The 25,177-nt window shown below is 68.4% G+C and carries 21 protein-coding genes; 11 read left to right on the forward strand and 10 right to left on the reverse strand.

Annotated features, from left to right (window positions below):
• Positions 1-44 precede the first annotated feature (44 nt).
• From whiA to ppc, 6 genes are all read left to right on the forward strand, one after another.
• Positions 45-1,022 (forward strand): DNA-binding protein WhiA, encoded by a 978-nt coding sequence (gene whiA / locus GR168_RS11220; RefSeq protein ID WP_174316851.1) that lies wholly within the window; start codon positions 45-47, stop codon positions 1,020-1,022.
• A 159-nt stretch (positions 1,023-1,181) separates the two neighbouring features.
• The gene (gene gap, locus GR168_RS11225; RefSeq protein ID WP_058250365.1) at positions 1,182-2,201 is read left to right on the forward strand and encodes a type I glyceraldehyde-3-phosphate dehydrogenase; all 1,020 of its coding nucleotides are present in this window, start codon (positions 1,182-1,184) and stop codon (positions 2,199-2,201) included.
• 33 nt (positions 2,202-2,234) lie between these two features.
• Complete coding sequence (locus tag GR168_RS11230; RefSeq protein ID WP_058250366.1) at positions 2,235-3,446, forward strand: phosphoglycerate kinase; 1,212 nt, start codon at positions 2,235-2,237, stop codon at positions 3,444-3,446.
• 3 nt (positions 3,447-3,449) lie between these two features.
• On the forward strand, positions 3,450-4,238 hold the full coding sequence (gene tpiA / locus GR168_RS11235; RefSeq protein ID WP_065632152.1) for a triose-phosphate isomerase: 789 nt from the start codon (positions 3,450-3,452) through the stop codon (positions 4,236-4,238).
• Positions 4,239-4,344: 106 nt separating this feature from the next.
• Entirely contained in the window at positions 4,345-4,581 is a 237-nt protein-coding gene (gene secG / locus GR168_RS11240; protein WP_010841002.1) for a preprotein translocase subunit SecG, read from the forward strand.
• A gap of 55 nt (positions 4,582-4,636) precedes the next feature.
• Entirely contained in the window at positions 4,637-7,468 is a 2,832-nt protein-coding gene (ppc, locus tag GR168_RS11245; protein ID WP_065632153.1) for a phosphoenolpyruvate carboxylase, read from the forward strand.
• 7 nt (positions 7,469-7,475) lie between these two features.
• On the opposite strand, the gene pgl is transcribed toward ppc, so the two are convergent.
• From pgl to tkt, 5 genes are read right to left on the reverse strand one after another with little or no spacing between them, the layout of a single operon-like run.
• Positions 7,476-8,213 carry a 6-phosphogluconolactonase gene (gene pgl / locus GR168_RS11250; protein ID WP_058250369.1) on the reverse strand — a complete coding sequence of 246 codons (738 nt, stop codon included), beginning with the start codon at positions 8,211-8,213 and terminating at the stop codon, positions 7,476-7,478.
• Complete coding sequence (locus GR168_RS11255; protein ID WP_065632154.1) at positions 8,210-9,142, reverse strand: glucose-6-phosphate dehydrogenase assembly protein OpcA; 933 nt, start codon at positions 9,140-9,142, stop codon at positions 8,210-8,212. Before GR168_RS11255 ends, pgl begins: the two co-directional genes overlap by 4 nt.
• Positions 9,143-9,191: 49 nt before the next feature.
• A complete protein-coding gene (zwf, locus tag GR168_RS11260; protein WP_065632155.1) occupies positions 9,192-10,745 on the reverse strand; it encodes a glucose-6-phosphate dehydrogenase in 1,554 nt (517 codons plus the stop codon).
• Between the two features lie 6 nt (positions 10,746-10,751).
• Positions 10,752-11,873: a transaldolase gene (gene tal, locus GR168_RS11265; protein WP_065632156.1), complete on the reverse strand. Its 1,122-nt coding sequence runs from the start codon at positions 11,871-11,873 to the stop codon at positions 10,752-10,754.
• A gap of 27 nt (positions 11,874-11,900) precedes the next feature.
• A complete protein-coding gene (gene tkt / locus GR168_RS11270) occupies positions 11,901-13,979 on the reverse strand; it encodes a transketolase (protein WP_159371902.1) in 2,079 nt (692 codons plus the stop codon).
• Positions 13,980-14,350: 371 nt separating this feature from the next.
• On the opposite strand from tkt, the gene GR168_RS11275 reads away from it, so the two are divergent.
• Positions 14,351-15,346, forward strand: a complete 996-nt coding sequence (locus GR168_RS11275; protein ID WP_065632157.1) for a heme o synthase — start codon at positions 14,351-14,353, stop codon at positions 15,344-15,346.
• Between the two features lie 7 nt (positions 15,347-15,353).
• On the opposite strand, the gene GR168_RS11280 is transcribed toward GR168_RS11275, so the two are convergent.
• Positions 15,354-16,328, reverse strand: coding sequence for a quinone oxidoreductase (locus GR168_RS11280; RefSeq protein ID WP_159370742.1), 975 nt, complete (start codon positions 16,326-16,328; stop codon positions 15,354-15,356).
• A gap of 32 nt (positions 16,329-16,360) precedes the next feature.
• On the opposite strand from GR168_RS11280, the gene GR168_RS11285 reads away from it, so the two are divergent.
• Complete coding sequence (locus GR168_RS11285; RefSeq protein WP_065632159.1) at positions 16,361-16,747, forward strand: hypothetical protein; 387 nt, start codon at positions 16,361-16,363, stop codon at positions 16,745-16,747.
• Between the two features lie 13 nt (positions 16,748-16,760).
• On the opposite strand, the gene GR168_RS11290 is transcribed toward GR168_RS11285, so the two are convergent.
• From GR168_RS11290 to mptB, 4 genes are all read right to left on the reverse strand, one after another.
• Positions 16,761-17,819 carry a COX15/CtaA family protein gene (locus GR168_RS11290; RefSeq protein WP_065632224.1) on the reverse strand — a complete coding sequence of 353 codons (1,059 nt, stop codon included), beginning with the start codon at positions 17,817-17,819 and terminating at the stop codon, positions 16,761-16,763.
• Positions 17,816-18,577 (reverse strand): ABC transporter permease, encoded by a 762-nt coding sequence (locus GR168_RS11295; protein ID WP_238995089.1) that lies wholly within the window; start codon positions 18,575-18,577, stop codon positions 17,816-17,818. The genes GR168_RS11290 and GR168_RS11295 overlap by 4 nt, the downstream gene beginning before the upstream one ends.
• 65 nt (positions 18,578-18,642) lie before the next feature.
• Complete coding sequence (locus tag GR168_RS11300; RefSeq protein WP_065632161.1) at positions 18,643-19,665, reverse strand: ABC transporter ATP-binding protein; 1,023 nt, start codon at positions 19,663-19,665, stop codon at positions 18,643-18,645.
• A gap of 66 nt (positions 19,666-19,731) precedes the next feature.
• The gene (gene mptB, locus GR168_RS11305) at positions 19,732-21,552 is read right to left on the reverse strand and encodes a polyprenol phosphomannose-dependent alpha 1,6 mannosyltransferase MptB (protein WP_065632162.1); all 1,821 of its coding nucleotides are present in this window, start codon (positions 21,550-21,552) and stop codon (positions 19,732-19,734) included.
• 133 nt (positions 21,553-21,685) lie between these two features.
• Here mptB and GR168_RS11310 point away from each other — a divergent pair, with 133 nt between their 5' ends.
• The 3 genes from GR168_RS11310 to sufD are packed head-to-tail and all read left to right on the forward strand — an operon-like array spanning position 21,686 to position 25,160.
• Positions 21,686-22,528 carry a metalloregulator ArsR/SmtB family transcription factor gene (locus GR168_RS11310; RefSeq protein ID WP_058250378.1) on the forward strand — a complete coding sequence of 281 codons (843 nt, stop codon included), beginning with the start codon at positions 21,686-21,688 and terminating at the stop codon, positions 22,526-22,528.
• Positions 22,525-23,973: a Fe-S cluster assembly protein SufB gene (sufB, locus tag GR168_RS11315; protein ID WP_058250379.1), complete on the forward strand. Its 1,449-nt coding sequence runs from the start codon at positions 22,525-22,527 to the stop codon at positions 23,971-23,973. The genes GR168_RS11310 and sufB overlap by 4 nt, the downstream gene beginning before the upstream one ends.
• Entirely contained in the window at positions 23,973-25,160 is a 1,188-nt protein-coding gene (sufD, locus tag GR168_RS11320; protein ID WP_065632164.1) for a Fe-S cluster assembly protein SufD, read from the forward strand. Before sufB ends, sufD begins: the two co-directional genes overlap by 1 nt.
• The last annotated feature ends 17 nt before the right edge of the window (positions 25,161-25,177 follow it).

Raw genomic sequence — 25,177 nt, forward strand, 5'->3', positions numbered from 1 at the left:
GAGGGACGTGTGGTCTGTTGACAGGAGGACAGGTACCGGTGGCGATGACGGCGGCGGTGAAGGACGAACTCAGTCGCCTGTCGGTGACTCAGGTGAGTTGCCGGAGAGCCGAGGTGTCCGCGCTGCTGCGTTTCGCCGGCGGTCTGCACATCGTCGCGGGTCGCGTGGTGGTCGAGGCCGAGGTGGACATGGGCAACGTGGCGCGCCGGTTGCGCCGCGAGATCCACGACCTCTACGGCTACGCCTCGGATGTCCACGTCCTGCGCGGTGGCGGGCTGCGGAAGTCGGCGCGCTACATCGTGCGGATCACCAAGGACGGCGAAGGCCTGGCACGACAGACCGGGCTGCTCGACCTGCGCGGCCGCCCGGTGCGCGGCCTGCCCGCCCAGGTCGTCGGCGGTAGTGTCGCCGACGCCGAGGCCGCCTGGCGCGGAGCATTTCTCGCGCACGGCTCGCTCACCGAACCAGGCCGGTCGTCGGCCCTGGAGGTCAGCTGTCCCGGGCCGGAGGCGGCGCTCGCCCTCGTCGGCGCGGCCCGACGCCTCGGTGTCACGGCGAAGGCCCGCGAGGTCCGCGGAGCCGACCGCGTCGTCATCCGCGACGGCGAGGCCATCGGGGCGTTGCTGACCCGGATGGGGGCCCACGACACGAGGCTCGTGTGGGAGGAACGCCGGATGCGGCGCGAGGTGCGCGCCACCGCCAACCGCCTGGCCAACTTCGACGACGCCAATCTGCGTCGATCGGCGCGTGCGGCGGTCGCCGCCGCGGCCCGCGTGGAACGCGCGCTGGACATCCTCGGCGACGAGGTGCCCGACCATCTGATCGCGGCCGGTCAGCTCCGGATCACCCACCGGCAGGCGTCGCTGGAGGAGCTCGGTCAGCTCGCCGACCCGCCGATGACCAAGGACGCCGTCGCCGGGCGCATCCGCCGCCTGCTGTCGATGGCCGACAAGAAGGCCCGCCAAGACGGCATCCCCGACACCGAATCCGCGGTGACCTCCGAGCTGCTCGACGAGGCCTGACACGGACCTGCGGTGTGCCGAGCAGAGGGTCGCCTACTAGGCTGGTGGCGACGTGGGCGGAGGCGTGACCACTCAGGTGTGCTTCGCTGACCGCTCACGCGCGGCCAGACCGGGCTTGACCACCAGGCCCGACCATGAATACCGCTAAGGAGCACAACTGTGACTGTTCGGGTAGGCGTCAACGGATTCGGCCGGATCGGCCGCAACTTCTTCCGTGCCGTCGAAGCGCAAAAAGCTTTGGGCACCACCGACATCGAGATCGTCGCGGTCAACGACCTGACCGACAACGCGACCCTCGCGCACCTGCTGAAGTTCGACTCCATCCTCGGTCGCCTGTCCGACGACGTCACCCTCGAGGGCGACGACACCATCGTCGTCGGTGAGCAGAAGATCAAGGCCCTCGAGGTCAAGGAAGGTCCGGCCGCCATCCCGTGGGGCGACCTGGGCGTCGACGTGGTCGTCGAGTCGACCGGCATCTTCACCGCCCGCGCCAAGGCTCAGGGACACCTCGATGCCGGCGCCAAGAAGGTCATCATCTCCGCCCCCGCCTCGGACGAGGACATCACCATCGTGATGGGCGTCAACGACGACAAGTACGACGGCAGCCAGAACATCATCTCGAACGCCTCGTGCACCACCAACTGCCTCGGCCCGCTGGCCAAGGTCCTCAACGACGAGTTCGGCATCGTCAAGGGCCTCATGACCACGATCCACGCCTACACCCAGGACCAGAACCTGCAGGACGGCCCGCACAAGGACCTGCGTCGCGCCCGCGCCGCCGCCATCAACATCGTGCCGACCTCGACCGGTGCCGCCAAGGCCATCGGCCTGGTGCTCCCGGAGCTGAAGGGCAAGCTCGACGGCTACGCGCTGCGTGTCCCGATCCCCACCGGTTCGGTCACCGACCTCACCGCCCAGCTGTCGAAGACCGCCACCGCCGAGCAGATCAACGCCGCGCTCAAGGCCGCTGCCGACGGTCCGCTCAAGGGCATCCTGAAGTACTACGACGCACCGATCGTCTCGTCCGACATCGTCACCGACCCGCACAGCTCGCTGTTCGACGCCGGCCTGACCAAGGTGATCGACGACCAGGCCAAGGTCGTGTCCTGGTACGACAACGAGTGGGGCTACTCCAACCGCCTCGTCGACCTCATCGGTCTCGTCGGCAAGTCGCTCTGACCCACCCCCAACGACCTTAGGAGTAAACGCCTCATGGGTGTTCCCACTCTGAAAGACCTTCTGGACGAAGGTGTTTCGGGCAGGGGTGTGCTGGTCCGGTCGGATTTCAACGTCCCGCTCGACGGGTCGACGATCACCGATCCGGGTCGCATCCTCGCGTCCCTGCCGACGCTCAACGCGCTCATCGACGCCGGTGCCAAGGTGATCATCACCGCGCACCTGGGTCGTCCGAAGGGCGAGCCGGATCCGAAGTTCTCGCTGGCACCGGTGGCCGCCCGCCTCGGTGAGGAACTCGGCCGCAACGTGCAGCTCGCCGGTGACGTTGTCGGCACCGACGCGCTGGCCCGCGCGGAAGGACTCACCGACGGCGACGTCCTGCTGCTGGAGAACATCCGCTTCGATCCGCGGGAGACCGCCAAGGACGACGCCGAGCGCGAGGCGCTCGCCAAGGCGCTGGTCGAGCTCGTCGGCGACGACGGCGCGTTCGTCTCCGACGGCTTCGGAGTGGTGCATCGCAAGCAGGCCTCGGTCTACGACGTCGCCAAGCTGCTCCCGCACTACGCGGGCGAGCTGGTGGCGGCCGAGGTCGACGTGCTGTCCAAGCTCACCGAAGAGGTGACGCGACCCTACGCCGTCGTCCTCGGCGGATCGAAGGTGTCGGACAAGCTCGGTGTCATCGAGGCGTTGGCCCCCAAGGTCGACACGCTGGTCATCGGCGGCGGTATGGCGTTCACCTTCCTTGCCGCACAAGGGCATTCGGTGGGGTCCTCGCTGCTGCAGGAAGATCAGATCGACGTCTGCAAGAGCCTGCTCGAGCGGTTCGGTGACGTCATCCACCTGCCGGTCGACGTCGTGGTGGCCGACAAGTTCGCCGCCGACGCCGAATCGGACACGGTGGCCTCGGACGCCATTCCCGACGGCTGGATGGGTCTGGACATCGGGCCGGAATCGGTGAAGCGGTTTGCCGCGGTCCTCTCCGGCGCCAAGACCATCTTCTGGAACGGCCCGTCGGGTGTGTTCGAGTTCGAGAAGTTCTCGGCGGGCACCCGCGGTGTCGCCGAGGCGATCGCCGGTGCGACGGGCAACGGTGCGTTCACCGTGGTCGGTGGCGGCGACTCGGCGGCCGCGGTCCGCACTCTGGGTCTGCCCGACTCCGATTTCTCGCACATCTCCACCGGAGGTGGCGCATCGCTGGAGTACCTCGAGGGCAAGGAACTCCCCGGACTGAAGGTTCTGGAGAGCTGATCCATGGCGACTCGTAAACCGCTCATCGCGGGCAACTGGAAGATGAATCTGAACCATCTCGAGGCCATCGCGCTGGTTCAGAAGATCGCCTTCGCCCTCCCGGCGAAGTACTTCGACAAGGTCGACGTGACGGTCATCCCGCCGTTCACCGACATCCGCAGCGTGCAGACGGTCGTCGACGGCGACAAGCTCCTGCTCACCTACGGTGCGCAAGACCTGTCGGCGCACGACTCGGGCGCCTACACCGGCGAGATCAGCGGTGCGTTCCTCGCGAAGCTCGGCTGCACCTTCGTGGTGGTCGGGCACTCCGAGCGGCGCACCCTGCACAACGAGACCGATGAGGTCGTGCTGGCCAAGACCAAGGCCGCGCTCAAGCACGAACTCACCCCGATCGTGTGCATCGGTGAGGGGCTCGACGTCCGCGAGGCCGGCGACCACGTGGCCTACAACGTGGCGCAGCTCAAGGGATCGCTCGCCGGTCTGTCCGCGGCCGAGATCGCTCAGACCGTCATCGCGTACGAGCCGGTCTGGGCGATCGGCACCGGCCGGGTGGCGAGTGCGGACGACGCCCAGGAGGTGTGCAAGGCGATCCGTGAGGCGCTGGTCGAGATCGCCGACGCCGAGACCGCGGCATCGGTGCGGATCCTCTACGGCGGATCGGTCAACGCCAAGAACGTCGGCGACATCGTCGGACGTCCCGACGTCGACGGCGCCCTGGTCGGCGGCGCATCGCTGAAGTCCGACGAGTTCGCGACGCTGTCGGCGATCGCCGCGGGTGGCCCCTTGCCCTGACGGGTCGCACCCACGCGTACACTGTGGCAGGTTGGCCTCTTTTCGGGGGTTGACCTGCCACAGCTGTATGTAGGGGCTTTACGGAAGGGCGTTGCGACTCGTGACTGTGCAAGGTGCACTCGACATCGGATTGATCGTGACCAGCGTGTTGCTGATCGTGCTCATCCTGCTGCACCGCGGCAAGGGTGGCGGTCTGTCGTCGCTGTTCGGCGGCGGTGTCCAGTCCAGCCTCTCGGGCTCGAGCGTCGTCGAACGCAACCTGGACCGGTTGACGATCTTCGTCGGGCTCATCTGGGTGATCTTCATCGTCGGCGTGGGCGTCGACATCAAACTGTCCGGCTAGCCACCGTACGCGCCTCGGGATGCCGCGCCCGTGAGTTGCCGGGATACTTGACGGCATGAGTGAAACCGTTCCCGCGCGGGGAGTCCCGGACTGGCGCCCATCGATCTCCATCGTCGACCACATCGTCGTCGACGACGAGGGCCGAGCACTCACCGAACCCCTACGGGAGGACATCCGCCTTCTCGGCGGGATCCTGGGTGACGTCGTCCGCGAGCACTCCGGCAGCGACGTCTTCGATCTCGTCGAAGCCGCCCGCGTGGCCGCATTCCGGGTGCGCCGCAACGAGATCGACCGCACCGAGCTCGCCGACATGTTCGTCGATCTGGACATCTCCACCGCGGTCCCGGTCATCCGCGCGTTCAGCCACTTCGCCCTGCTGGCGAACCTGGCCGAGGACATCCACCGTGAGCGGCGCCGCGCCATCCACGTCCGGGCCGGAGACCCGCCCCAGGACAGCAGCCTCGCCGCCACCTACCGCAAGCTCGCCGAGGCGGGACTCGGCGACGACGAGGTCGGCCGGGCGCTGGCCGATGCCGCCGTGGTGCCGGTCATCACCGCTCACCCCACCGAGACCCGCCGACGCACCGTCTTCGAGGCCCAGAACCGCATCACCGAGCTGATGCGGTTCCGCGGCCGGACCGAGCTGATGCCGGACGAGGACGCGGCGGTCACCGAGTCGATCCGGCGGCAGATCCTGACGCTCTGGCAGACCGCCCTCATCCGGCTCGAACGTCTCACGATCCAGGACGAGATCCGTTCCGGGCTCCGCTATTACGACGCCTCGTTCTTCGAGGTCGTGCCCGCCATCAACACCGCGGTACGCACCGCGCTGCGCTCGGCGTACCCCGACGCCGGACTCGCCGACGAACCGATGATCCGGATGGGGTCCTGGATCGGCGGCGACCGCGACGGCAATCCGTTCGTGAACTCCGAGGTGGTGACCCTAGCCACCACGCTCGCCGCGCAGACCGCAGTCGGACATCACCTGGCCGAACTCGAGAGTCTCGCACAGGAACTCAGCATGTCGGCCCGGCTCATCGACGCCAGCGACACCCTGTTCGACCTCGCCGGGGCCGACGCCGACGACCCGGGGGCCGACGAACCCTTCCGGCTCGCCCTGCGCGCCATCCGGTCCCGTCTGGTGGCGACCGCCCGGGAGATGTTCGACGACGACTTCCTCACCTCGAGCGACCTCTTCCTCATCGACGGGAAACAGCCGTACGGCGACGCCGCCGAACTCCTCGCCGACCTCGATGTGATCGACGGCGCGCTGCGCGCGAACAACGACGACACGATCGCCGACGACCGGTTGCTCGCCCTGCGAGAAGCCGTGCGCACCTTCGGGTTCCACCTGTCCGGACTGGACATGCGGCAGAACTCCGACATGCACGAGGAAGTGGTCGCCGAGCTGCTCGCGTGGGCGGGTGTGCATCCGGACTATGCGTCGCTCGACGAGTCCGAGCGCGTCGAGATCCTCTCCGCGGAACTGCGTGCGCGTCGACCGTTGACCAGTCCCGACGCCGAGCTGAGCGAGCTGGCCACCAAGGAACTCGGAATCGTCCGGGCCGCCGCCAGGGCGGTCGCGACCTTCGGTCCCGCGGCCGTGCCCAACTATGTGATCAGCATGTGCACGTCGGTCAGTGACATGCTCGAGGCGCTGATCCTGCTCAAGGAGGCAGGCCTCTACGACGCGAATGACGGTTCTCCACGCTGTACGGTCCGCGTGGTTCCGCTGTTCGAGACGATCGAGGATCTCCAGCAGGGCGCAGCGACCCTCCTCGCCGTTCTCGACGTCCCGTTCTATCGGGCGATGGTCGAGTCCCAGAACGGGATTCAGGAGATCATGCTCGGCTACTCGGACTCGAACAAGGACGGCGGCTACATGGCCGCGAACTGGGCGCTCTACCGCGCCGAGCTCGATCTGGTCGACGTGGCGTCGCGGTCGGGCATCAGGTTGCGTCTGTTCCATGGGCGCGGCGGGACCGTCGGGCGCGGCGGTGGTCCCAGTTACGACGCCATCCTGGCCCAGCCGCCCGGCGCGGTTCAGGGCTCGCTGCGCATCACCGAGCAGGGCGAGATCATCGCCGCGAAGTACGCCGAACCGGTCACGGCGCGGCGCAACCTGGAGACGCTGCTCGCCGCGACCATCGAGTCCTCACTCCTGGACACCGAAGGCCTCGGCGACGAATCCGACTCGGCCTACGAAATCATGGACGACATCGCGGCGAAAGCGCGAGCCGCATACAGCCGGCTGGTTCACGAGACACCGGGATTCGTCGAGTACTTCACCACCTCGACGCCCCTGTCGGAGATCGGTGCCCTCAACATCGGCAGCCGGCCGGCGTCGCGCAAGCAGACCGAGAAGATCTCCGATCTGCGGGCGATCCCGTGGGTGCTCTCGTGGACGCAGTCGCGCGTGATGCTGCCCGGCTGGTACGGCACGGGCTCGGCGTTCGAGGAATGGGTCGGGGACGATCCGGAGCGGCTGGAGACGTTGCGGCGGTACTACGCCAAGTGGCCGTTCTTCCGCACCGTGATGTCGAACATGGCTCAGGTACTGGCGAAGTCGGACATGGGCCTGGCCCACCGGTACGCGCAGCTGGTGCCCGACGAGGAGCTGCGCGAGCGGGTGTTCGGCATGATCGTCGACGAACACGAGCGGACGATCGCGATGTGCGCGAAGATCACCGGCACCGACGACCTGCTCCACGACAACGCCGCGCTGAAGCGGTCGGTCTACAACCGCTTCCCGTATCTCGAGCCGCTCAACCTGCTGCAGGTCGAGCTGCTGCGGCGCTTCCGCGCGGGGGAGGACACCCCGATCGTGCGGCGCGGGATCCAGCTCACCATGAACGGCCTCGCCACCGCGCTGCGGAACTCGGGCTAGCGGACGGTCACCGGATGTCGGCGGCGGCCGCGTCGTCGAGGAACCAGATGGTCTCCTCGGTGCCGCGCGCCCCGGCGGCGGGCCAGTCGGCCGGGTCCGCGCCACCGTGTGCGGCACCGACCGCCTCGGCCTTGTCGGCGCCGGCGACCAGGAACCACACCTGCCGGGAACGGTTGACGACGGGCAGGGTCAGGGTGATCCGGCGCGGCGGCGGCTTCGGCGAATCCTCGACGGCGACCACCGACTTCGTGGTCTCCGCGGTGGCCGCAGTGTGCGGGAACAACGAGTTGATGTGTCCCTCACCGCCCATGCCGAGCAGATGGAGATCGAACTCCGGCGCCACGCCGTCGCTCGACCGGCCGGCGAGAATCGCGGCGTAATCCGCGGCGGCGGCCTCGATGTCGTCGCCGAGCGGTCCGTCCGACGGCGCCATCGGGAACACCCGCGACGGGTCGACGGGCACGGTGTCGAGCAGCGCCTCGCGCGCCTGACCCGAATTGCGTTCCGGATCGTCGGCGGGGACGAAACGGTCGTCGCCCCAGTAGATGTCGACCTTGGACCAGTCGATGGTGCCGCTGTCGGCGGCGAGCGCCGACAGCAGGCCGATCCCGTTGCTGCCGCCGGTCAGCACCACACTCGCGACGCCGCGTTCGGCTTGGGCTCGGGTCACGAGATCCACGAACCGGGTCGCGGCGGTCTCGACGAGTTCCTGCTTGGAGTCGAAGACGAGGGTCTCGGTGGTCATCGGGCGGCAACTCCTTCGGTGTCATCTGTGAACTCGACCTCGGGGACACCCTTGAGTGCTTCGAAGTACACCTCGTCGGTGTCGAGTCGTCGTAGCTCCTCCGCGATACACGCGGGAAGTTCACGCCGGCCCATGGCGACGCGTCCATCGGGTTTGCCGGGCATCGTCAGCACGGCGTTGTTCTCCTCGTCGACGGCGAGGATGGTCGGACCCTCGTCGCGGTGGAGTCGGATCTCGAAACTGCCGCGGCGGCGTCGCGTCGGGACGTTCAGGGTGGACCGCAGCCAACCGGCGATCAGGTCCACCGAGGGCGAGTTCTGCGACCCGGTGACCACGACCTCGGTGATCGGGGTGTGCGGCGGTCGGTCGACCGCGGACGCGAGGATCGCGCGCCAGTGGGTGATGTGGGTCCAGGCGAGGTCGGTGTCGCCGGGGGAGTAGGTCTCGAGGCGCTGCGCCAGCACCGTGAGCGAGTCGCCCGCCTTGCTCGCGTCGACGATGCGCCGGTGCCCGAGTTTGCCGAGCGGATCGTCGGCGGGGCGTCGTGGTCCCTTGCCCGGCCACCAGGTGACGACCGGGGTGTCGGGGAGGAGGAAGGGGGTCACCACGCTGTCCGGATGGTCGGCGAGTTCGCCCTGCAGCGACAGCACGACCACCTCGGAGGCGCCGGCATCGCCGCCCACGCGGATCTGCGCATCGAGCCGTGAGTCGCCTTCACGCACACCGCGATACACGACGATGACGCGGCTGGGGTGCTCGCGGCTCGCGCCGACCGCCGCCTCGATGGCCCCTTCCATCGGCTCACCGAGTTCGACGCACACGACCAGGGTGAGCACGCGACCCAGACTCAGCGCGCCGCCTGCGGCGCGCACCTCGATGATCTTCTTGGCGACCTTTCCGGTCGACGTGTCGGGCAGTTCGACGATCATCGGGAGGCCTCCTGAACGGATCGGACGGTGCGGGCGTACGGACGTCTCGTCACGGCCGGCGCCACGCGCGACCGGTGCGGGCCATCATCTCCTCGGCCGAACGCGGCCCCCACGTCCCGGACTCGTAGGTGTCGGGCGACCCCGACTCGGCCCAATGGTCGAGCACCGGATCGAGGATGCGCCACGACAATTCGACTTCCTCGTTGACGGGGAACAGCGAGGGTTCACCCAGCAGGACGTCGAGGATGAGACGCTCGTACGCTTCCGGCGAGGCCTCGGTGAAGGCGGTGCCGTAGCTGAAGTCCATGTTGACGTCCCGGACCTCCATGCTCGACCCGGGGACCTTCGACCCGAATCGGAGGGTGATGCCCTCGTCCGGCTGGACCCGGATCACGAGCGCGTTCTGGCTCAGTTCCTCGGTCATGGTCTGGTCGAACGGCAGGTGCGGAGCGCGCTTGAAGACGAGTGCGATCTCGGTGACGCGACGGCCCAGGCGCTTTCCGGTGCGCAGATAGAACGGGACCCCTGCCCAGCGGCGGGAGTCGACCTCGAGGGCGATGGCGGCGAAGGTCTCGGTCTTCGAGTCCTTCGCGAAACCCTCCTCCTCCTTGAGGCCCGGCACCTTCTCGCTGCCCTGCCAACCCGGTCCGTACTGACCGCGGGCGGTGTTCTCGTCGATCGGCAGGACGTTGCGCGTCGCGGCGAGGACCTTGATCTTCTCGGCCTGTAACTGCTTGGGCTCGAAGGAGATCGGCTCCTCCATCGCGACCAGGGCCATGAGCTGCAGCAGGTGGTTCTGGATGACGTCGCGCGCCGCGCCGATCCCGTCGTAGTAACCCGCCCGGCCGCCGAGTCCGATGTCCTCGGCCATGGTGATCTGGACGTGGTCGACGTAATGCGAGCTCCACAGCGGGTCGAAGAGCTGATTGGCGAACCGCAGGGCCAGGATGTTCTGGACGGTCTCCTTGCCCAGATAGTGGTCGATCCGGAACACCGACGACTCGGGGAAGACGTTGTTGACGATCGCGTTGAGTTCACGCGCGGACTCGAGATCGTGGCCGAACGGCTTCTCGATCACCACCCGTCGCCAGCTGTCGCCAGTCGGCGTGGCGAGACCGCTGCGCTCGAGCTGCTCGCAGACCGTCGGGAAGGCCCCCGGCGGAATCGACAGGTAGAACGCGTGATTGCCGTCGGTCCCGCGTTCGACGTCGAGTGACTTGAGCGTGTCGCGCAGCCTGTCGAAGGCGGCGTCGTCGTCGAATGCGCCCTGCACGAACCGGAATCCCTCGGCGAGGCGTTCCCACACCTCTTCGCGGAATCCGGTCCGTGCGTGTTCGCGGACGGCGTCGTGGACGATGGCGCCGAAGTCCTCGTCGGTCCAGTCGCGCCGAGCGAAGCCGACGAGGGCGAACGACGGTGGCAGGAGGCCGCGGTTGGCGAGGTCGTAGACCGCCGGCATCAACTTCTTGCGGGCGAGGTCGCCGGTGACCCCGAAGATGACCAGGCTGCACGGTCCCGCGATGCGCGGCAGCCGTTTGTCCTGCGGGTCACGGAGCGGATTGGTCCACGAACCGGTCCCGGTTGACTCCTCGCCTCCCGCCACCTGCGGTCAGCCCTTGTTCGCCGCGGACAGTTGCTCGGCGGTCGCGCTGAGCAGATCGTTCCACGCGTCCTCGAACTTGCTGACGCCCTCGTTCTCCAGGACCAGGAAGACGTCGGTCAGGTCGACGCCCACCGCGACGAGCTTGTCGAAGATCTCCTGCGACTCGGCCGCGAGACCGATGATCGACTCGGTGTTGACCCAGCCGTGGTCGGCGAAGGCGTCCATCGTCTTGCCCGGCATCGTGTTGACCGTGTTGGGCGCGACGAGCTCGCTCACATACAGGGTGTCCGGGTAGTCGGGGTTCTTGACGCCCGTCGACGCCCAGAGTGCGCGTTGCGGGCGGGCGCCCTTGGCGAGCAGCTCGGGGAACCGCGACTCGACCTCGAAGACCTGCTGGTAGGCCGAGTAGGCGAGACGTGCATTGGCCAGTGCGGCCTTGCCCTTGAGCTCGGTGGCCTCCGGGGTGCCGATGGCGTCGAGTCGCTTGTCGATCTCGGTGTCCACCCGCGACACGAAGAACGAGGCGACGGAGTGGATGCGGGAGAGGTCGTGGCCGGCCTGGGCGGCGGCGTCGAGGCCGTCGAGGTAGGCGGCGATGACCTTCTCGTAGCGCTCGACCGAGAAGATCAGCGTCACGTTCACGCTGATGCCCTCGGCGATGACCTTGCTGATCGCGGGGAGCCCGGCCTCGGTGGCCGGGATCTTGATGAGCAGGTTCGGCCGGTCGACGATCTTCCACAGCTCGACGGCCTGTGCCACCGTGGCGTCGGTGTCGTGGGCGAGGCGCGGATCGACCTCGATCGACACGCGTCCGTCGACGCCGTCGGTCGACTCGTAGGTCGCGGCGAGGACGTCACAGGCGTTGCGCACGTCGTCGGTGGTGACCGTCCGGATGGTGGCGTCGACGTCGGCGCCCCGTGCGGCCAGTTCGTTGACCTGGTCGTCGTAGGCATGGCCCGACGACAGCGCGGCCTGGAAGATCGACGGGTTGGTGGTCACCCCGACGACCGACTTGGTGCTGATGAGTTCGGCAAGGTCACCTGAGCTGATCAGGTCCCGGGACAGGTCGTCCAGCCACACCGAAACTCCGGCGGCGGACAGTTCGGCGAGCTTCTCGTTCTGGGTCACGATTCTCTCCTTGTGGGTTGTTGGCGCTCAGCCCGCGACGACGCGCTCGGCGGCCGCGGTCACGGCCTCGGCGGTGATGCCGAACTTGGTGAACAGCACCTTGTAGTCGGCGGAGGCCCCGAAGTGTTCGATCGACACGATCTCGCCACCGGCGCCGACGATGCGGTACCACGGCATGGCGATACCGGCTTCGACGGCGACGCGCGGAACCGACGGCGGCAGCACGTGGTCGCGGTACCCCTGCGGTTGCTCATCGAACCACTCGACACAGGGCATCGAAACGACTCGCGCCTTGATTCCCTTCTCCGCCAGCGCCTTCTGTGCATCGACGGCGAGGTACACCTCGGAGCCGGTGCCGATGAGCACGACGTGGGGATCACCCTCGGAGTCGCTCAGGACGTATCCGCCGTTGGCGACGCCCTGCGCCGAGGTGCCCTCCAGGATCGGGATGTTCTGGCGGGTGAGCGCCAGGCCGACCGGATGGTTCCGGCGGGTGAGCAGGTGCTGCCAGGCGTATGCGGTCTCGTTGGCGTCGGCCGGCCGGACGACGTCGAGGTTCGGGATCGCGCGCAGCGCGGCCAGGTGCTCGATCGGCTGATGGGTCGGGCCGTCCTCACCCAGACCGATCGAGTCGTGGGTCCAGACGTAGATCGGATCGATCTCCATCAGCGCCGCGAGGCGGACCGCGGGACGCATGTAGTCGGCGAACTGCAGGAAGGTACCGCCGTAGGCGCGGGTCGGCCCGTGCAGCGCGATGCCCGACAGGATCGATCCCATGGCGTGCTCACGGACACCGAAGTGCAGGGTGCGGCCGTAGGGGTTGGCCGACCACTTCTTGGTGCTGATCGAGGTCGGTCCGAACGACGGCTCGCCGTCCATGGTGGTGTTGTTGGAGCCGGCCAGGTCGGCCGAGCCGCCCCACAGCTCGGGCAGCACGGGCGCGAGCGCGCCGAGCACCTTGCCCGATGCGCTGCGGGTCGCGACATCCTTGTCGCCGACGTTCCAGCTGGGCAGCACGTCGGTCCAGCCCTCGGGCAGTTCGTGGGCGGTGAGCCGATCGAACAGCTTCTTGGCGTCGGGGTTCTTCTCCGCCCAGGCATCGAACGACGACGTCCACGCCGTGCGTTCCTCGGCACCGCGGTCGATGAGCTTGCGGGTGTGGCCGATCACCTCGTCGGTGACCTCGAAGTTCTTCTCCGGGTCGAAACCGAGGACCTTCTTCGTCGCCGCGACCTCGTCTTCGCCGAGCGCCGCGCCGTGGGCCATGCCGGTGTTCATCATGTTGGGGGCGGGGTAGCCGATGATGGTGCGCAGGCAGATGATCGACGGCCGGTCGATGACCTGCTGGGCCGCCTCGATCGCCGCCTCGATGGCGACGATGTCCTCGCCGCCCTCCACGGTCTGCACGTGCCAGCCGTAGGCCTCGTAGCGCTTCGCGACATCCTCCGACAACGCGATGTCGGTGTCGTCCTCGATCGAGATCTGGTTCTGGTCGTAGAACACGATCAGGTTGCCGAGCTGCTGGGTGCCTGCCAGCGAGCTGGCCTCCGACGTCACGCCCTCTTCGATGTCGCCGTCGGAGGCGACGACGTAGATGTAGTGGTCGAATGGGCTCTGTCCGGGCGCCGCATCGGGGTCGAACAGGCCGCGTTCGCGTCGGGCGGCCATCGCCATGCCGACCGACGAGGCGAGGCCCTGACCCAGCGGGCCGGTGGTGATCTCGACGCCGCGGGTGTGGCGGAACTCGGGGTGGCCCGGCGTGAGAGAGTCCCAGGTCCGCAGCGCCTCGATGTCGGACAGCTCGAGACCGAACCCGCCGAGGTAGAGCTGGATGTAGAGCGTCAGGCTCGAGTGTCCGCACGAGAGGACGAAGCGGTCGCGCCCGGCCCAGTCGGTGTCGGTCGGGTCGTGACGCATGACTCGCTGGAACAAGGTGTAGGCGAGCGGAGCAAGGCTCATCGCGGTACCGGGGTGTCCGCTTCCGCACTTCTGCACTGCGTCGGCCGCCAGGATCCGGGCCGTGTCGACGGCGCGGGTGTCGAGGTCGGTCCAGTCGTCCGGGTGGCGGGGGGTGGTCAAAGCGCGGATCTCGTCTGTGTCGGCCACGATGCTGAAGGTCTCCTGTGCCTGCTCGGTGCGATTCGTACTCGGTCGGAGGTCGTAGAAGGGGCGATGGGTACCAGGGCGACCGGTACCAGCGTGATCGGTGTAGGCGTTGATCGGTATCGGCGCTGACCGGTGTCGGCCACCGACGATCGTCGGCGCGTACGCGTCCAGAGTAATCGGCGCCGGCCGCGCGTTGCGCGCCGACCGATGGTTACCGGCGAGTTCTGGCGTCATCGCCGGTCGAGAGCTCGCGCATGGCGGTGCCATGCCTCGATTCACGGTTCGCAGAGGCAAACGTCTACCATGCTCCGTAGTAGCCCGCGGGCGTCTGTGCGGGCGGACGAGGAGTGTTCGTGAGGATAGGGGAGCGTGTGAGCGGGAACAGTTCCGCCGCATCTCACTCGACCGACACCGCATCGAATCCGCAGGTATCGACCGAAACGGTCGCACCGGCCGATCAATCGTGGGCCGGGCGTGTGCGTGCGACGGTGCTCGCCTACATCGCGCTGACCAAGCCGCGTGTCATCGAGTTGCTTCTCGTCGCCACGATCCCGGTCATGCTGCAGGCCGACCGCGGCCACGTCGACATCGCGGTCATCGCCTTCACCCTCATCGGTGGCTGGCTCGGCGCCGGCAGCGCCAACACCCTCAACATGGTGGCCGACGCCGACATCGACAAGAAGATGAAGCGCACGGCTCGGCGTCCGCTGGCCCGCCGCGCGGTCGCGCCGCGGAGCGCGCTCATCTTCGGTCTCGCGTTGTGGGCGGCGTCCTTCGCGGTCCTGTACTTCGCCGCCAACCTCCTCTCGGCGCTGCTGGTCTCGGCGACGATCCTCTTCTACGTCGGCGTCTACACGCTGATCCTCAAGCGTCGGACCTGGCAGAACGTGGTCTGGGGCGGCGCCGCGGGTTGTATGCCGACCCTGGTGGGTTGGGCCGCGGTCACCGGGTCGCTGAGCTGGCAGCCGATCGTCCTCTTCGCGGTCATCTTCTTCTGGACGCCGCCGCACACCTGGGCGCTGGCGATGCGCTACAAGGAGGACTACAAGGCGGCCGGTGTGCCGATGCTCCCGGTCATCGCGACCGAAGAACGCGTCACCCGCCAGATGCTGATCTACACGGTCCTCACCGTGGTGACCTCACTGCTGCTGATCCCGGCGACGAGCTGGATCTACACCGTGATCGCGCTGACCGCCGGTGGCTGGTTCCTGGAGCGGGTGACCAAGCTGTACCGCGACACCAAGCGCGGTGCCGAGGTGGCACCGCTGAAGGTGTTCCTGCAGTCCAACGAGTACCTCGCCATCGTGTTCTGCGGACTCGCGATCGACGCGGTCGTCGGACTGCAGACCATCTCGTCCTACTTCTGAGCGCGGCTCACGTCCCGGCCGGCAACAGCACCGTCGAACCCGTGGTGACACGTGCCTCCAGGTCGGTGTGTGCGGCAGCCGCATCGGCCAATCGGTAACGCTGGCCGACGCGCACCTCGACACTGCCGTCGACGATCGCCTCGAAGTACTCGCCGGCCCGGCGGTTCAGTTCCTCGGCCGTGTCGGTGAAGTGCGCCAGTGTCGGCCGCGTCACCGACAGCGATCCCGCCGCGTTCAAACGTTGGAGGTCGAACGGCGGAACCGGCCCGCTCGCCGCCCCGAAGAGCACGATGATCCCCCGGACCGCGGTCGAGGCCAGTGACTGCTCGAACGTGTCGGCGCCGACGCCGTCGTAGACCACCGGCACGCCGCGTCCGTCGGTGAGGTCACGGACGCGGGAACTCAGGTCCTCCCCGTAGCGCAGGACGTGATCCGCCCCCGCGGCGCGCGAGAGTTCCGCCTTCTCGTCGGACGAGACCGTCGTGATGACCGTCAGTCCGCGGCGCTTGGCGAGCTGGGTGAGGATCAGGCCGACACCACCGCCACCGGCGTGCACCAGGATCGTGTTGCCGGCTTGGGGATGAGCACTCCCGTCGAGGAGGTAGTGCGCGGTGAGACCGCGGAGAAGCGACGACCCGGCCACCGCGTCGTCGACCGCGTCGGGTACCGGGACCGCTTTCGAGGCCGGGACCGCGACAAGCTCCGCATACGAACCGGGGGCCGCACACCACGCCACCCGCTGACCTTCCTGCAGCGACGTCACATCCGAGCCGGTCGCGACGACGATGCCCGCGCCCTCGGTGCCGGGGATGTAGGGCGGTGTGGAGGGATAGAGGCCCCGGCGCAGATAGGTGTCGATGAAGTTCACGCCCACCGCTGCGGTCCGGACGATCACCTCGTCGGAGGCGGGGATGGGATCGTCGACGCTGCCGAAGGTCAGGACGTCGGGTCCGCCGTGGCGGGTCACCTGGATAGCTCGCACGACACCGTTCTACACGCCGGAATCGCCCCGGTATGCTGACCCCCATGACGAACACCACCGACGGCGAGAACTCGGGCACGCAGCAGAAGGTCGAGGCACCCACCGAGGTCGTCGCCTCGGTACGCAAGTTCGTCGAGCGCGAAGGTGGCAGCGCGAAGGTCGTCCTCCAGGCGATCGGGGACGCCGGTGTGCGGATCACGCTCGTCGGCGACGCCAACGGCATCCTCGGGGACCGGGTTGTGCCCGATCTCGCGACCGCGCAGGCCGTGGTCGACGCCGTCGACGGTCTCGAGATCGCCGAATGGGACCGTGACCTCACCTCGGAGACCACGGTGTCGACGTCGCACTACCGCAAGATGGCGGGTTGGGTCGCGCGGCAGAAGCGCTTCCCGCGTGCGCGCAACCGCGCCATCCTCTGAGGCCGGAGTTCGATCAGGCAGACTCGCGCAGCGGGTCTGCCTTTTTCGTCGCCGGATCCTTGACGATCGGGTTCCGCGCGATCAGGAGCTGCCAGGTGGCGCCGATGAGCAGGACCGCACTGCCGAACATGTGCGCGATGACGAGGGCGATGGGCAGATCGGTGGCGAACTGCACGAACCCGATCAGGCCCTGGAGCAGCAGGAGCAGCATGAACACCACTGCCGAGCGCTGTTGCGGCCGCGCGAACACCCGTGCGTAGACGAGGGCCGCGATCGCGAGCCCGACGAGGGTGAAGACGGCGTCGGCGTGCAGCTGTGTCGCGTTGCCGGGGTCGAGACCGTTCCGCGGGGCGTCCACATCGCCGGCGTGCGGGCCGGAGCCGGTCACGACCGTGCCGAGGTAGATCGTGCCCCAGGTGACGAGATAGACCAGCCAGGCGAGGTAGATGCCGAGTCGGCGTGTGGCGGTCGAGGGAGCGTCGGCGTCGTGCGATCCGGGCGCGGTCGGCGTCGGATACGGACGCATCCGGTAGACGAGCACGGTGGATGCGGAGACCAATGCCATGGACAGCAGGAAATGCAGCGCGACGACCCACGGGTTGAGCTGGGTCAGGACCGTGATCCCGCCGATCACCCCCTGGAACGGGATGCCGAGCGCGATGAGGGTGACCAGCCACTTGTCCCGGCGCGCCGCTCCGGCCAACCGCAGGACGGCGACCCAGGTCGCGATGGCGATGACGATCAGCACGAAGGTGAGCAGACGGTTGCCGAACTCGATCGCGCCGTGCATGCCCAGTTCGCCGTGCGGCACGAACGACTCGTCGGTGCACCGCGGCCAGGTCGGGCAACCGAGGCCCGAGGCGGTCACGCGCACGGCGCCGCCGGTGGCCACGATGCCCACGTTCGAGACGAGCAGGGCGATGGCCCAGCGATGCACGAATCGTGCCGTCGGCCGGCCGAAGCCGGGGACGAACCGCCACGGACCGGTCAGCGGCCGGCGCGCGTCGCCGGCGGCCGCGGGATGATCGCCCGACCGGGCCGTCGCCGGGGCGTTCGAAGTATCGGATGTCATCGGAATCGGAACCACCTCACCGCCAAGGTGCCGGCCACCGCGGCCCACACCAGCAAGACACCCACCCCGAAGGCGTCGAACGAACCTTCCGAGGCCATCTCGAGCGCCTCGCTCAATGCCCCCGACGGGATGCACCGCGCGATCCAGTGCACGGCGTCGGGGATGTTGGAGTCGACGACGACCAGACTGCCGAGGCCGATGAACGCAAACCACAGCAGGTTCGCCAGTGCCAGCACGACCTCGGCCTTCAAGGTGCCGCCGAGCAGCAGCCCGAGAGCCGCGAAGCACGCGGTGCCGACCGCGAGGACCACCGCACCGATGAGCAGACCGAGGGGGCTCGGTCGCCAGCCGAACGCGGCGCCGATTCCACCGAGGATCACCGACTGCAGCGCGACCACCACGAGGACCGCGATCGACTTGCCGGCGATGATGCCCCAGCGCGGTATCGGCGTCGCGCCGAGGCGTTTCAGCGCGCCGTAGCGACGGTCGAACCCGACGGCGATCGCCTGTCCGGTGAACGCCGTCGACATCACCGCGACGGTCAGGATCGCCGGGACGAACAGCGCCGCCCGCTCGGCGGGGCCGTCGCCGAACCCGGTGTCGATCGGCAGCAGGCACAGACCGACGAGCAGCGTGATCGGGATGAACATCGTGAGGAGCAACTGCTCGCCGTTGCGCAGCAGGAGCTTGAGTTCGAGGCCGCTCTGCGCGGCGATCATCGCCGGCAGCGACGCCGCCCGGGGAGCGGGGCGGAACAGACCGTCGGGGAATGTTCCGGCAGCACGGTCGGCGGGGCGGGGGAGCCCGGTGGGTGCGGATGAGGTCACGGTCGAAGGGTCCGTCCGGTGAGATCGAGGAAGACGTCTTCGAGGCTGCGGGTCTCCACGCGCAGATCGGTCGCGAGGACGTTGATCTTGGCGCACCAGGCGGTCACCGTGGCCAGCACCTGCGGCGTCATCGGACCGATGACCAGATACGAGCCGGGGGTGGCCTCCGTGCAGTGGTAGTCCTCGGGCAGGGCCAGCACCAGCATCGACAGGTCGAGTCCACGTGGTGCGGTGAAGCGCAGTTCGTTCTCGGCGCCGGTGCTGGTGAGATCGGCGGGTGTCCCGTCGGCGACGACGCGGCCGTGATCGATGATCGCGACGTGGTCGGCGAGTTCCTCGGCCTCGTCCATCAGATGAGTCGTGAGCAGGACGGATGCTCCGTCGGCCCGGAGCCGGTCGATGAGTTCCCACACGACGAGGCGGGCGTGGGCATCGAGGCCGGCGGTCGGTTCGTCGAGGAAGACCAGTTCGGGGCGGCTGACGACCGCGCAGGCGAGGGCTAGGCGCTGCTGCTGGCCACCGGACAGACGTCGGTAGGACGTACGACGCACCTCGGTCAGGCCGAGAGCGTCGAGCAGGAATTCGGGATCGATGGGATCGGCCGAATACGCGGCCACCAGGCGCAGCATCTCCTCGGCCCGGGCTCCCGGGTAGGCGCCACCGCCTTGCAGCATGACGCCGATGCGGCGCCGGAGCGCGTCGTTGTCGGCGATGGGATCGAGACCCAGGACGCGGACGCTGCCGGCGTCGGGTGCGGTGAAGCCCTCGCAGATCTCGACGGTGGTGGTCTTGCCCGCGCCGTTGGGACCGAGCAGGGCGAGGATCTCGCCGCGTTCGAGGGTGAGATCGAGCCGATCGACCGCGGTGCGGTCACCGAAGCGCTTGACCAGACCGCGGACCTCGACGGCCGCCGCAGTGGCGGCCGGGGTGCCGGCGGAGGCGGCTGACCCGGGATCGCGGAGCCGACGATCGTTCACCCGATCGTCGTCGTTGATCTGCCGAGAGGTCGTGCTGCGCACACTGGTCAGACTAGGCGCTCGGAGCCCAGGGACGAAAAGCGGTGACCGGGCACACGGCGCATGCGCTCATCGTCGTGCCGACGCCGACCCGGCCGTGGCCTCGTCGTCGTCCGACACGGGCTCGCGGCGGCGTCGACGACGGGGCGCGCGGTCCTCGAAGAACAGGGCGGTGAGAACCGCGACCATGATCACGCCGGCCAGAAGTCCTTGTGCCAGAACCACTCCGCTCGTGTTCGAACTCGTGGGCATCACCACGATGGCGATGATCGCCGACGCCGCGATGGTGGAGATCCGGAACCAGGCGCCGGTGGCCCACGCGGCCAGCGGGATCACGGCCCACAGGAGGTACCAGGCCTGCACGAACGGGAAGAACAGCACGACTGTGGCCATCGACACACCGAGTGCGCCGAGTGGGTGGAGCCGGCCGCCGAGGGTGGCGAGCATCCACCGGACGATGAACAGGGCGGCGACGAGCTGGCCGATGGGACGGGCCACCTCGAGGATCGCCTGCGTGTGCTCGCCGAGGCCGAGGGTGACGCCGATCCGGCCGGTGGTCACCGACAACAGGGTCGGCATCGACATCCACGAGCGGACAATCTCGCCCGTCGACAACGTGCCCGTCCAGCCGAAGCCGAGCCCGGTGCCGAGGGAGATCCCCATCATCACGATGCCCAGGACCACCACGTAGAAGGCCGCCGACGCGCTCAGCATGTACACCGACCACCGGGAGCGACCCCACCATTCCCGGATCGGCGTGTGCCGGAGCACGGGCAGGGTGGCGCCCCACCGCATGGCCAGGGCGATGCCGACGAAGCCCAGGGCGAGCATCGAGGTGACCTTGATCATCGCCGAGGCTGCGAGCACCGCACCGCCGCCGATGAGCAACCAGCCCGCTCGGGTGGGGACGAGGGTCCCGGGTCGGCGGAGTCGTTCGGCGCCGTAGATGGCGCGGAAACTCAACTCGAGACCGACCAGCATCAGGCCGAGCATGAGGGCCTCGTTGTGGATGCCCCCGACGAGATGCAGGATGACCAGCGGGTTCATCGCGCCCAGCCAGAGTGCGGCCACCGACGAGACCCCGCAGCGGCGGGCCAGGCGGGGGAGTGCCCAGACGATGAGCGCGACGCCGATCAGTGCGACGACGCGGTGCAGGAAGATCGCGGCGGTGATGTTGTCGCCGGTGACCTTGGTGATGCCCTCGCCGATCCACAGGAAGAAGGGGCCGTAGGGCGCGGGGGTGTCGCGCCAGAGGTTGGGCACCGACCTGGTCAAAATGTGGTCCACGCCGAGTCCGCGGACCGGACTGACCGAGTACGGATCCATGCCCCGGAAGGCGATGGCGCTCTGCGCGAGATACGAGTAGATGTCCTTGCTCAGCAGCGGCGGCGCCACGATGATCGGGGCGATCCACAGCATGAGGGTCCGGTCGGCCTGGCGGCGGCTCATGCGGCGCTCCGGGCTCCGGCCGTGGCGGACCTCGACGCTGAACCGGCCGACTGCGAACCGGCCGAGCAACAACCACGCGACGACCAGGGTGATCGCGCCGCCGATGGAAAGCGCGAGGGCGGTGCCGAACATGCGTGACGGCAACGACAGGACGCGCATCCCGGCAACGGGGTTCTGCAGTACGGGTACCGCACCGGTCCCGAGGGCGCCGATGAGGATCAGTACCGAGCCGGTGGCGCCGAAGAGCTTGATCCGGCGGAGCCGGCGGGTCTCCTCGGCGTTGAGCGGGCCGACCTCGCGCTCGTCGTCGTGCAGGCGGGCCACGGTCTTGCCGTAGTCGCCGGGTTCGGCGCCGGCAGCCGCAGGGCGCTGTTTGCGCAGTCCGAGATAGTCGAGCAGGGCGACCAAGCGGGTCCACACGAGTCCGAAGTAGTCCGGCACGCGGCGCGGAGCTGTGGTTTCGGGCACACGACGACTGTAATCGCCGGACGTGGTGGCCTCACGACCCCCTGCGATAAGGGCACCCTTGCTGGCAGCAGGGAAGTAATTACGTCACACTCGTGTTGTGAAAACCATGCGGAACGATGTTGTGCTGCCTTCTGGCAGTGCCGGCGCCGTGCCCTCCGCTGGTACGGGTGCCGGAGTGACCGGAGGTGTCGACGCGCACCACGACGGTCAGACCCGGGAGGCCGTGGTCACCCTGCTCGTCGAAGACGGCCCGCTCACCGCCGGCGACATCGGCGAGCGGCTCGGCATCTCGGCGGCCGGCGTCCGTCGCCATCTCGACGCCCTGACCGGCGCCGGGGACATCGAGGTCGCCTCGCCGGGGTTCGGCCAACGCGGCCGGGGCCGACCCGCCAAGTACTTCCAGCTCACCGCTTCCGGACGCGGCAAGATGCGCCACGCCTACGACGACCTGGCCGGTGCGGCGATGCGTAAGCTGCGTGATCTCGGCGGCACCGACGCGGTCGCCGAGTTCGCGCGCGAGCGCGTCGAACGCATCGTGGCCGGTGTCCGTCCCAGCACCGGTCCGGTGACCGTCGCCGACACGGTCGACGAGATCGCCGACGCGCTCACCAGCGCGGGGTACTCGACCAACACGCGTCAGGTCGGGACCGGCATGCAGATCTGCCAGCACCATTGCCCGGTGGCGCACGTCGCCACCGAGTTCCCGGAGCTGTGTGAGGCGGAGACCGCGGTCTTCACCGAACTGCTCGGCACGCACGTGCAGCGTCTGGCGACCATCGCCAACGGTGACTGCGCCTGCACCACCCATGTGCCGATCCACCCACCGCCGGGTGGGACCACCGAAGACCGACCCGGGGCCGTCGCGGACCCCGATACGCAGCCCGTATCGCCCCGCGCCACCCCGAACCAGACACCGACCGCCACGACAACCCGAAAGGCCACGCGATGACTGTCACCGATCCGGCCACCCCGACCCCAGCGGCGCCCCTCACCCAGGAGGAGACGATCGCCGCCCTCGGCAAGTACGGCTACGGCTGGGCCGATTCCGACGTCGCGGGCGCGAGCGCCAAGCGCGGACTGTCTCCGGCGGTCGTCGCCGACATCTCGGCGAAGAAGAGCGAGCCCGAGTGGATGCTCGAGCAGCGCCTCAAGGCCCTCAAGATCTTCGACAAGAAGCCCATGCCCGGCTGGGGTGCGGGGCTCGAGGGCATCGACTTCGACAACATCAAGTACTTCGTGCGCTCCAGCGAGAAGCAGGCCGCCACGTGGGACGACCTGCCCGAGGACATCAAGAACACCTACGACAAGCTCGGCATCCCCGAGGCGGAGAAGCAGCGTCTCGTCTCCGGTGTCGCGGCGCAGTACGAGTCCGAGGTCGTCTACCACTCGATCCGTGAGGACCTCGAGAAGCAGGGCGTGATCTTCCTCGACACCGACACCGCGCTCAAGGAGCACCCGGAGATCTTCCAGCAGTACTTCGGGACCGTCATCCCGGCGGGCGACAACAAGTTCTCCGCGCTCAACACCGCGGTGTGGTCGGGTGGGTCCTTCATCTACGTGCCGCCGGGTGTCCACGTCGACATCCCGCTGCAGGCCTACTTCCGGATCAACACCGAGAACATGGGCCAGTTCGAGCGCACGCTGATCATCGTCGACGAGGGTGCCTATGTGCACTACGTCGAGGGCTGTACCGCGCCGATCTACAAGACGGACTCGCTGCACTCCGCGGTCGTCGAGATCATCGTGAAGAAGGGCGGCCGCTGCCGCTACACGACCATCCAGAACTGGTCGAACAACGTCTACAACCTGGTGACCAAGCGCGCGAAGGCCGAGGCCGGCGCGACCATGGAGTGGATCGACGGCAACATCGGTTCCAAGGTCACCATGAAGTACCCGGCGGTCTGGCTGACCGGCGAGCACGCCAAGGGCGAGGTCCTCTCGGTCGCGTTCGCGGGTGAGGGCCAGCACCAGGACACCGGCTCCAAGATGGTCCACCTCGCGCCGAACACCTCGAGCAACATCGTCTCGAAGTCGGTGGCCCGTGGCGGTGGCCGGGCGTCGTACCGCGGTCTGATCAAGATCAACAACGGTGCGCACGGCAGCCGGTCGACGGTGAAATGCGATGCGCTGCTGGTGGACACCATCTCGCGCAGCGACACCTACCCGTACGTCGACATCCGCGAGGACGACGTGACGATGGGTCACGAGGCGACCGTCTCGAAGGTCAGCGACGACCAGCTCTTCTACCTGATGAGTCGCGGTCTGACCGAGGACGAGGCGATGGCCATGGTGGTCCGCGGCTTCGTCGAGCCGATCGCCAAAGAACTGCCGATGGAATACGCGCTCGAGCTCAACCGCCTGATCGAGCTCCAGATGGAAGGAGCTGTCGGCTGATGGCCGATCCCACATTGCCCGTGACCACTCCCGGCTCGGCGGCGCCCGTCGTCAACAAGGGTGAGATGTTCACCTCGTTCGACGTCGACGCCTTCGAGGTGCCGAGTCCCCGCGAGGAGGCGTGGCGGTTCACCCCGTTCCGTCGTCTCCGCGGGTTGCACGACGGGTCCGCGCAGCGGTCCGGCGAGGCGACCGTGGAAGTGACCGGAGCGTCCGAGGGCGTCGAGGTCGAGACCATCGGTCGCGACGACAAGCGCCTCGGCGAGGGCGGCGTGCCGTTCGACCGTGTTGCCGCGCAGGCGTATTCGTCGTTCACGCAGGCGACCGTGGTGACCGTCGGCCGCGAGGTCGAGCTCGCCGAGCCGGTCACCGTCACGGTCACCGGCCCCGGCGAGGGCGAGACCGCCTTCGGCCACACCCAGATCCGGCTCGAGGCGTTCGCGCGCGCCGTCGTCGTCCTCGATCAGAAGGGCAGCGGCACGTTCGCGGAGAACGTCGAATTCGTCGTCGGCGACAGTGCCGCACTGACCGTCGTGAACATCCACGACTGGGAGGACGACGCCGTCCACGTCGCGACGCATCACGTGCGCGCCGGCCGTGACTCCGTGGTCCGCCACTTCGCGATCAGCTTCGGCGGCAACCTGGTTCGGCTGTCGCCGATCGTCCATTACGACGCGCCCGGCGGCGACGTCGAGATGTGGGGTCTGTACTTCGCCGACGCCGGTCAGCATCTCGAGCAGCGCCTCCTCGTCGACCACAGCCAGCCGCACTGCCGCTCGAACGTCGTCTACAAGGGCGCGCTGCAGGGCGACGTCTCCGGCGATCGCAGCCGTGAGGCCCACACCGTGTGGGTCGGCGACGTGCTGATCCGCGCCGAGGCCGAGGGCACCGACACCTTCGAGCTCAACCGCAACCTGGTGCTCACCGACAACGCGCGCGCCGACTCGGTGCCCAACCTCGAGATCGAGACCGGCGAGATCGTCGGCGCCGGACACGCCAGTGCCACTGGACGTTTCGACGACGAGCAGCTGTTCTACCTGCAGGCCCGCGGTATCCCGGAGGATCAGGCCCGCCGCCTGGTTATCCGCGGCTTCTTCGGCGAGGTGATCGCGAAGATCGGTGTGCCCGAACTGCGCGAGCGTCTGTCCGCCGCGGTCGAGCAGGAACTCGAACTCGCCGGCGCCTGACCGCCGGACATCAGCCA

It is taken from the genome of Gordonia sp. JH63 (genome assembly GCF_009856645.1).
In the GTDB taxonomy this organism is placed as follows: Bacteria; Actinomycetota; Actinomycetes; order Mycobacteriales; family Mycobacteriaceae; genus Gordonia; species Gordonia hongkongensis.

Coding starts and splice junctions, on each gene's coding strand:
- whiA (WP_174316851.1), top strand. CDS start 45: ATGACGGCGGCGGTGAAGGACGAACTCAGTCGCCTGTCGGTGACTCAG.
- GR168_RS11230 (WP_058250366.1), top strand. CDS start 2,235: ATGGGTGTTCCCACTCTGAAAGACCTTCTGGACGAAGGTGTTTCGGGC.
- tpiA (WP_065632152.1), top strand. CDS start 3,450: ATGGCGACTCGTAAACCGCTCATCGCGGGCAACTGGAAGATGAATCTG.
- ppc (WP_065632153.1), top strand. CDS start 4,637: ATGAGTGAAACCGTTCCCGCGCGGGGAGTCCCGGACTGGCGCCCATCG.
- pgl (WP_058250369.1), bottom strand. CDS start 8,213: ATGACCACCGAGACCCTCGTCTTCGACTCCAAGCAGGAACTCGTCGAG.
- GR168_RS11255 (WP_065632154.1), bottom strand. CDS start 9,142: ATGATCGTCGAACTGCCCGACACGTCGACCGGAAAGGTCGCCAAGAAG.
- GR168_RS11285 (WP_065632159.1), top strand. CDS start 16,361: ATGCTGACCCCCATGACGAACACCACCGACGGCGAGAACTCGGGCACG.
- GR168_RS11290 (WP_065632224.1), bottom strand. CDS start 17,819: ATGACATCCGATACTTCGAACGCCCCGGCGACGGCCCGGTCGGGCGAT.
- GR168_RS11310 (WP_058250378.1), top strand. CDS start 21,686: ATGCGGAACGATGTTGTGCTGCCTTCTGGCAGTGCCGGCGCCGTGCCC.
- sufB (WP_058250379.1), top strand. CDS start 22,525: ATGACTGTCACCGATCCGGCCACCCCGACCCCAGCGGCGCCCCTCACC.
- sufD (WP_065632164.1), top strand. CDS start 23,973: ATGGCCGATCCCACATTGCCCGTGACCACTCCCGGCTCGGCGGCGCCC.